At 39.2% G+C, this 8,009-nt stretch carries 8 protein-coding genes; 2 read left to right on the forward strand and 6 right to left on the reverse strand.

Translation table 11 applies throughout. The features are described 5' to 3' along the window. Window positions 1-771: 771 nt before the first annotated feature. Genes mntC through CD126_RS11030 form a run of 3 tightly spaced genes read right to left on the reverse strand, consistent with a single transcriptional unit; the run spans window position 772 to window position 3,257 of the window. On the reverse strand, window positions 772-1,704 hold the full coding sequence (gene mntC / locus CD126_RS11020) for a manganese ABC transporter substrate-binding lipoprotein MntC (protein WP_049408676.1): 933 nt from the start codon (window positions 1,702-1,704) through the stop codon (window positions 772-774). Beyond that, on the reverse strand, window positions 1,701-2,540 hold the full coding sequence (locus CD126_RS11025) for a metal ABC transporter permease (RefSeq protein ID WP_260979573.1): 840 nt from the start codon (window positions 2,538-2,540) through the stop codon (window positions 1,701-1,703). The genes mntC and CD126_RS11025 overlap by 4 nt, the downstream gene beginning before the upstream one ends. Before the next feature lie 9 nt (window positions 2,541-2,549). Beyond that, the gene (locus CD126_RS11030; RefSeq protein ID WP_002472617.1) at window positions 2,550-3,257 is read right to left on the reverse strand and encodes a metal ABC transporter ATP-binding protein; all 708 of its coding nucleotides are present in this window, start codon (window positions 3,255-3,257) and stop codon (window positions 2,550-2,552) included. A 120-nt stretch (window positions 3,258-3,377) separates the two neighbouring features. On the opposite strand from CD126_RS11030, the gene CD126_RS11035 reads away from it, so the two are divergent. Beyond that, window positions 3,378-4,022 (forward strand): metal-dependent transcriptional regulator, encoded by a 645-nt coding sequence (locus CD126_RS11035; protein ID WP_049408679.1) that lies wholly within the window; start codon window positions 3,378-3,380, stop codon window positions 4,020-4,022. Window positions 4,023-4,094: 72 nt separating this feature from the next. On the opposite strand, the gene CD126_RS11040 is transcribed toward CD126_RS11035, so the two are convergent. Next, window positions 4,095-4,844 (reverse strand): M50 family metallopeptidase, encoded by a 750-nt coding sequence (locus CD126_RS11040; protein WP_049408680.1) that lies wholly within the window; start codon window positions 4,842-4,844, stop codon window positions 4,095-4,097. A 172-nt stretch (window positions 4,845-5,016) separates the two neighbouring features. Here CD126_RS11040 and tarA point away from each other — a divergent pair, with 172 nt between their 5' ends. Then, window positions 5,017-5,766: an N-acetylglucosaminyldiphosphoundecaprenol N-acetyl-beta-D-mannosaminyltransferase TarA gene (gene tarA, locus CD126_RS11045; protein WP_049408683.1), complete on the forward strand. Its 750-nt coding sequence runs from the start codon at window positions 5,017-5,019 to the stop codon at window positions 5,764-5,766. A gap of 318 nt (window positions 5,767-6,084) precedes the next feature. On the opposite strand, the gene CD126_RS11050 is transcribed toward tarA, so the two are convergent. Both CD126_RS11050 and CD126_RS11055 read right to left on the reverse strand, forming a co-directional pair. Further along, window positions 6,085-7,116, reverse strand: a complete 1,032-nt coding sequence (locus CD126_RS11050; protein WP_049408685.1) for an NAD-dependent formate dehydrogenase — start codon at window positions 7,114-7,116, stop codon at window positions 6,085-6,087. Window positions 7,117-7,380: 264 nt separating this feature from the next. Beyond that, complete coding sequence (locus tag CD126_RS11055) at window positions 7,381-7,731, reverse strand: Na-translocating system protein MpsC family protein (protein ID WP_040806798.1); 351 nt, start codon at window positions 7,729-7,731, stop codon at window positions 7,381-7,383. Window positions 7,732-8,009 lie beyond the last annotated feature (278 nt).

Genomic DNA, 8,009 nt, shown 5'->3' on the forward strand with positions numbered 1-8,009 from the left:
CGTAAGTGAATATAAAAAACGCACCAAACAACATAATAAAGTTGCTTAGTGCGTTTGACCCTCACCAACCGTTATTGACAAGGAGCCTATTAAATATGGCCGGTTAAACTTAAAAAGTATTAAATTTTCAATGTTATGACTCTCGCTTGCTGATGGGACCACACTCAACTAATTCTTTTCGCTCAAAGAGCTCAAAGAATGGATTTTCGTTGTGGTCTTAAATCCATCTAGCGTCTTGAGTCGACATTGAAAATGGAATTATAATTCATTTTTTTAGTTATTTTCATCTACCTCATATACTATTTTAAATAAACTAGAATGAATATCAAAAGATGACTCCAACGACGGGGGAGGATTTGAACCGTCGTTGGAGTTGAGAGATTATCTAGGCTTGAATACCACCATATCGTACGTCATGTATTAGGAGGGTACGTACGATATGGGACTATTCACCTCATTGAAGAGGTTCATAGCCCGGAATGTTATTACCTTAGGAGAATTATTGACTTAACGTAGCACCTGTTAAAGGGGAGCGGTGTCTACGTTAAGTGGCTGTCAAAGGGGTATTTGACTTATAGTACCATTGCTCCCGCCAACTTTCAGGGTGGAGACTGCAGTTAGCCGGAACAAGGTAATTGTATAGCCATCTGCTCAGATCACTACGACTAATAACTTGGCAAGCAGTAGGAGGATATGACTGCCTGCGATTCATCTCTGACTAGTGATTACGATTCTAAAGTGATTCAACCCACTTTACACTTATGTGTAGCCTTATTTCATACTCTTGTGTACTGTGTCGATGTTTGATTTCATCATATTGTAATAAGAGTCACCATCTGTTCCTTTCTTGCCGATAGAGTCTGTATAAACTTTACCGTAAATATCTTTATCTGTTTCTTCGCTAAGACTCTTCATACTCTTCTCATCTACACTTGTTTCGACGAGTAAGTTCTTCACATCGTTGTCTTTAACGAAATGAATGGCTTGTTTCATTTGAGAAGGTGTTCCTTGTTTTTCAGTATTGATTTCCCAAATATAACCGGCATTGATGTCATATTCTTGCGCGAAGTATTTAAAGGCACCTTCACTCGTAATCATCGTGCGTTGATCTTTCGGTATATCTTTAAATTTATTGTGACTCTCTTTGTTGAGCTTATCTAATTTCTCTTTATATTTGTCGCCTTTATCTTGGTACGTCGATTTGTGGTCTTTATCATATTTCTCTAATGCATTTTGAATACTTGTTACATATTTAATACCGTTGGATAGGCTGAGCCAAGCGTGTGGGTCACGGTTTGAATCGATGTGCTTAGCACCTTTTAAATAATTCGGTTTCACTTTGTCAGAAACAGAGACGACGGAGTCATCTTTTTCAGATTTGCCTGCTTGATCTAAAGCCTTTTTAAACCAACCATTACCTGTCTCTAAGTTCAGACCGTTATAGAGAATAACGTCCGCATCAGTTAAAGCTTTGATATCTTTCGGTTTCACTTCGTACTCGTGTGGGTCTTGACCAATCGGTACGATACTGTGAACCTCGACATTGTCGCCGCCCACTTCTTTCGTCATATCGTACAGGATAGAGTTAGTAGTGACGACTTTGAGTTTATGCTTGCTGTCGTGATGTTGATCCCCTGAACTATTGTTTCCACATGCAGCTAGGAATAAGACTGCTATGAGTAAAAATGTAATAATCTTTCTCATGATACGCTTCCTTTCTTCATTGGTAAATTCAACTTATGGAGCGCGAAGACGACGAGATAAATAATAAATGCACAGATAACGATCGTCGCGCCACTTGGAATGTTGTATATATAACTGAAATAGAGTCCTACGATTGAACTAATGATACTGATTATGCTTGCCACAATCATCATCGTGTGTAGCTTTTTACAAATTAAAAAAGCAGTTGAAGCGGGTGTAATCAGTAATGCTACAACTAGGATAATCCCTACAGTTTGGATACTTGCTACCGTAACTAATGAAAGTAATAGCATCACGAAATAATGAATAAATGTCGTATTGAGACCGCTCATGCGGCTAAATGTCGCATCGAACGTTGAAATCTTCAATGGACGGTAGAAGATGATGATAAGCGCAAGTACGACTAAGCTGACGATGAGTGTTGACCAGAATGTCGCATGTGTGACGGCGAGCAGATTACCGAATAAGATGTGGTACAAATCTGTCGCGCTATGTATCAAGCTAATGATGATCACACCGCTGGCTAAGAATGCTGTAAAGCTAATACCAATTGCTGCATCGGCTTTCGTCTTACTCTTATCAGAGATTAAGCCGATGAAACCACTGGCTAGCATCCCTGTGATCAGTGCGCCGACAAACATTGGAATTTGGAAGACGAATGAGAGTGCAACACCGGGTAAGACGGCGTGACTCATTGCATCTCCCATCAGTGACAATCCGCGTAGGACGATGATACTGCCTACTGTGCCACAAACGATACCTACCACCATGGACATAATCAGTGCACGGTTGAGGAATTGATAATCAAACAAATGTTGAATGAAATCCACGAGTATACTCCTTTCTTATCCGACTTGATTGAGAAATACATCATTGAGTATTTCAGGTTGTGTCGCTTGTTTACTTTCGCCAAAATAGCGTAAATTCTTGTTCAGTAACATGACTCTGTCGAAATAGTCCTCAGCTTTAGATAGGTCGTGATGGACGATCAAGACGAGTTTGTTCTGTAATTTGAGCTGACGAATCTTACGAATGATGAGTTGCTCACTGTGGAAGTCAATTCCCACGAAAGGTTCGTCTAAGAGATAAAGCGAACTGTCTGACATGAGTGCACGTGCGATAAGTACACGTTGTAATTGCCCACCACTGAGTTGTGACAATTGTCGCTTTCTCAATGTCTCAATTTCCAGTTCTTCTAATAGAGTATTTAACTTCGCTTTCACTTTAGGCGTCACCCATTTGAACCAGCCTAAATCTTGATAAGCGCCTGATACTACAACTTCTTCTACATTAATAGGGAAGTCTAAATCAATGTGTGCTTTTTGTGGTATGTAAGTGATATTCTTCAGTTGTTCTGTTGTTGGCTTGTCGTTCATCTTACTGTGACCAGAAGCCTTGAATTCTCCAATCATAGATTTGATGAGTGAAGATTTGCCTGCTCCGTTAGGCCCCATAATACCGATGATTTCACCATGCAACGGTATTTCAAAGTTAATATTTTGAAGCACATGTTTATTCCCTAAATTCAAATTCAAGTTCTTTACTTCAAGCATATTTAACTCCCTTAATAAAATTTTTAGGTTAACCTAATTTATTTCATAATATACTACGAACTTTTAGCGTGTCAAGTTATTTCGTGATACAATAAGGTGAACACATTGAGAGGTGAAAGCATGCTAACTGAAGAGAAAGAGGACTACTTGAAAGCCATCTTAACGCATCATGGAGACACTGAATATGTGACAAATAAGGTGCTATCGCAGTATTTAAATATCAAACCACCTTCAGTCAGTGAAATGTTAAATCGATTAGAAAAATCAAATTATGTCGAAACAAAGCCGTACAAAGGTGTACGTCTGACTGATTCGGGATTAACGTATACATTAGATATCATCAAACGTCATCGTTTAATCGAATTATTTTTAATCAAAGTGTTGGATTATAATTGGGAAGAAGTGCATCAAGAAGCGGAAATTCTAGAACATCGCGTGTCTCATCTATTTGTGGAACGTTTAGACAAAGTGCTCGACTATCCTAAGACATGTCCACACGGTGGCGTGATTCCACGCGATAATCAATATAAAGAGATTTATACGAAGAATTTAATCGAGTTTGATGAAGGTTCTGTAGTGACGATTGAGAGAGTGAGAGATCGCACAGAATTACTCATCTATCTTTCTAGTAAGGAGATTTCTATTGGAGATACGATTACGATTGAAAGTAAGGATGATACCAATAATGTGATTATCATTAGTAAAGGAGATATTTCTACTATCTTAAGCTATGATAATGCAAAGCATATTTATGTAGAAGAATAAAGCAGGTTACGAGACTGGGCAATTAAGCGCAGATTTAATCTCGTAGCCTGCTTGTTTAAGGTGGAAGATTTGCTAAGTGATAGTTAAACTATTCCACAACGTATAAAGTGTATAAAGATTAATGACAATCCATAGTGCACTGAAACCTATGACGGGTAAATGTGTAAGATCGCGCAATGCACTGCCATCCCATTCCGTGATACGTGGATTAAAGGTTAAACGTAGTATAGTCCATGATGATTGAACCACTTCACCGAGTAGCACGCCAAGAATGTAGTGAATAACCACACTGATAAGCTGGCTAGTAAGTAAATCTTGATGGTATTGAAAGATGAAATATAATAATCCAGCCAGTATAATGAGGATGATAAGTGGCATCACTTTTCTTGAAGTTAAGATCAGAAAGTAGATAAAGATTAGAATATACGCACCTATGAACAAACTCGCGTAGTTATGTTGCATCGTCAGTACGCCAATATATAGCATAAGAGGTGGCATGATGTAGCCGCCAAGCGTCGTGATGATTTGGCTCAAGCGTGAGGCTGAACTTGTTATTGCATAGCCTTGTTGCAAGGTTTGTTCACGTTCAGTAGGCGAAACGACGATGACGAGGTCTTTGGCACGACCACTACTGATTTTATTAAAAAGAATATGCCCGAACTCATGCGTTAGCACAGGAATATAATTGAGACATACATCGACGAATCGGAGTACTGAATGGGCGCGAAATTGATGTGCCAAGATATAACATATAGCGATGCCGATGAGCATATAAAGTTGTAAATCGATGTGGCTCGTAAGTAGAGCATTAAGTTGTTGCATCATTTGACCCTTTCATTGTATAAAATACATAACTCTATTATATGCTATTTATAATCAAATGACATTGCGACTTTGGTAGGATGACGTAAAGGTACCATTCAAGTTTGAATGAAAAGGAAATTTCATTTGAAACGAGATTATAATCTTAAGCAGGCTTTAAGGAGATACAAATATGATGAATCGTAATCAAGACCCACGCGTCAACGTGTTGGGATTACACTTTGATAATGTGACCATGACACAAATGAAAGAGAATATCATGCATTTTATGAGTAATAACAACAAGGATAACCTCTTCATCGTTACTGCCAATCCAGAAATTGCAAACTATGCGACGCAGCATTCTGACTATCAACAGCTCATTAATCTTGCAGATTACGTGGTGCCAGATGGTACGGGCATCGTGATGGGTGCAAAGATGTTGAAGACGCCGTTGCAAGAGCGTGTACCTGGAATCGAGTTAATGGAAACGTGTATTCAAATTGCTAATGAGAAGCAACAGCGGGTATATTTGCTTGGTTCGAAACCTGAGATTGTAGACTTAGCTGAGCAGCAATTGCAAGCCCAATACCCATATGTGAACTTTGCCTCTCATCATGGTTATATCGATGTTCATGACCAAAGCATCGCTGGCGAGATTGCCGCATTTGACCCCGACTATTTATTCGTAGGGATGGGGTACCCGCGTCAGGAAGAGTGGCTTCAGCGGTACGCTCAACATTTTACACATACAGTGATGATGGGGGTCGGGGGTTCGCTTGAAGTGTTTAGCGGTACGAAGAAGCGGGCACCGAAGCTCTTTCGCAAGCTCAATTTGGAATGGGTGTATCGTCTGTTGATTGATTGGAAACGGATTGGTCGTGTTAAAAATGTTCCAATCTTTCTGTATAAAGTAATGAAGCAGAAAATAGGGCGGAAGTAAGCGTCTTATATAGAGGAAGTTTCTAACATGGAAATCATCGTACTGTTCAACATATGAAAAATATACGTAAGTAATAATAAAGACAGAAAAGCCGTTCCACATCGATGATGGAACGGCTTTTTGAGGATGGATATCTTATCTTTATCTATTTTTATGTTAAGGCGATGAAATATGTCCCGATATAGTTCATCGCCTTAATATTATGATTCAAAGGGGAAAGGATAGGTGAACTTGTATTTAATATGAGCTGCTCTCATATTTGTTTTAGGTCAAAGGTTATATTTAACTGAAACTAACGAATCAGTGTCTCATTTCATCTTAGTTATTTTTAGCATTGTAACTTGCGCTAGAGATACGACCGCCAGAAACAATCACGTCTTTGTCTTGGAAAGGTTGCTCATTGAAGAAGCGGTTTAAGATGTCTTTCACACCGTCTTCAATGCGTTTTTGAGCCTCTAAAGTCATACCGGAATAGTGTACTGTCATAGCGTTACGAGGCATCGTTCTCCATGGATGATCTGCTGGTGCAGGTTGTGGATACCACACGTCGCCAGCATAACCTTGAATGTGTTTATCTTCGAGCGCTTTCACAAGTGCGTCTGTATTCACAATTTTACCTCTCGCAGTGTTAACTAAGAAACTGCCATCTTTCATCTTAGCTAAGACATCGCTGTCGAAGAGGTTATCTGTCTCAGGTGTAAGTGGTGCATGGATAGTAATGGCGTCACTTGTCTTCACGAGCTCGTCGAATTTCACAAATTTAGAATGTTCGTTGTCTTTCTGATTGATTGGATCATAGTGTTGAATCGTTACATTGAAAGGTGCAAGACGTTCAGCTACGAGTTGACCGATACGGCCGAAACCGAAGATACCGATTGTCTTGTGTTGAAGTTCGTAAGCATCGTTGCCGACTTGAGATAGGTTCCATCCGCCTTCTTTAGATTGACGGTGACCTTCTTCATAGTTACGGAGTAAGATGAGTAAGTCCATCACAGCATGTTCAGCGACACTCACGGTATTGCTTCCTGTCACTTCAACTACACTTACATTGTGTTGGCTCGCTGCATCTAAGTCCACGTGGTCAGAGCCTACACCTGCTGTGATTGCGAGTTTCAAGTTAGGTGCTTTCTCAATGCGTTTTTTCGTCATATAAGCAGGGTAGAATGGCGCGCTAATTACGACTTCCATATCTTCGAGATGTTTATCTAAATCTTCTTTACCATCTTTCAAGATAACGAGTTCATGTCCTTTGTCTTGTAAAAATGATTTCAAACCAATTGCTTTATCTGTGTTGAGTAATTGATTGTCTTGTCCTTCTACAGCTTCAGGGAATAATGCTACGATTTTTATAGTATAAACACTCCTAGTAAAATGATGATTTGGCGTGAATGCAAAAGCTACGGTTGAGCGTCAATATAGTTTTCTGCAAACCCAAAAAGTACCTGGACTAATTTGGTATACCACCTCCTTGAATGGGTTAGAGTTAAATCGACTCTTATCAAAGAGGGAGTAGCCAAACAGCACCAGGTACTTTGTAACCAATCCCTATACTATACAGTTGTATGAAATTCTCTATCTATTTATATTGCGCATCGCTCTTATAGCGATAACGAATTATTCTTCAATATTGCGATCAAAGACGAAGATGGATACGACTTCGTCATCTTGTAAATTAACGTCTGTGAAGAGTTTTAAGAATTTAGCACCGACGAGTTCCTCCATCTCAACGGGAGGATTATCGCGATACAAATCCTTTACTTCTTCAGTACGTCCATCCTTCAGCATACGACGGTAAGCATCGTTTCTCAAATAAAATGTTTCAACTTTGCTTAAGCTACCTGTCATATGCACGATTGCCCAATTGTCTTTAAAGAAGACTGAAATATGTTCAGGCCCTTTGCCAATATGCGCTTTACGATATTTGCGCACGAGGTTAGCGAATGTCTGAGCTTTGCTTGCAGCGATAAAGCATCACCTCGTTGTGTAAAATATAGAGCGTGATATAAATGAGAAACATTCTCAAATACGACTCAATTATTATAATAATACGTTAGTATGAAAAAGGAAAGTATTTTGTTCACAAAGTTGAAGAAATTGGGTAGGAATTGTGGGTTTAGTTTAAGGGAGAAGAGGGTTGTAAATGAGGCTTTTTGTATGATGAATTGTCAATTTAAGCGCAACACTTCTAAATTTAAAATTTCATATGGAGTGTCCCAATTAAGACACTTTCTAGGTCTATGATT

This window comes from Staphylococcus pettenkoferi (assembly GCF_002902685.1).
Classification (GTDB): Bacteria; Bacillota; Bacilli; order Staphylococcales; family Staphylococcaceae; genus Staphylococcus; species Staphylococcus pettenkoferi.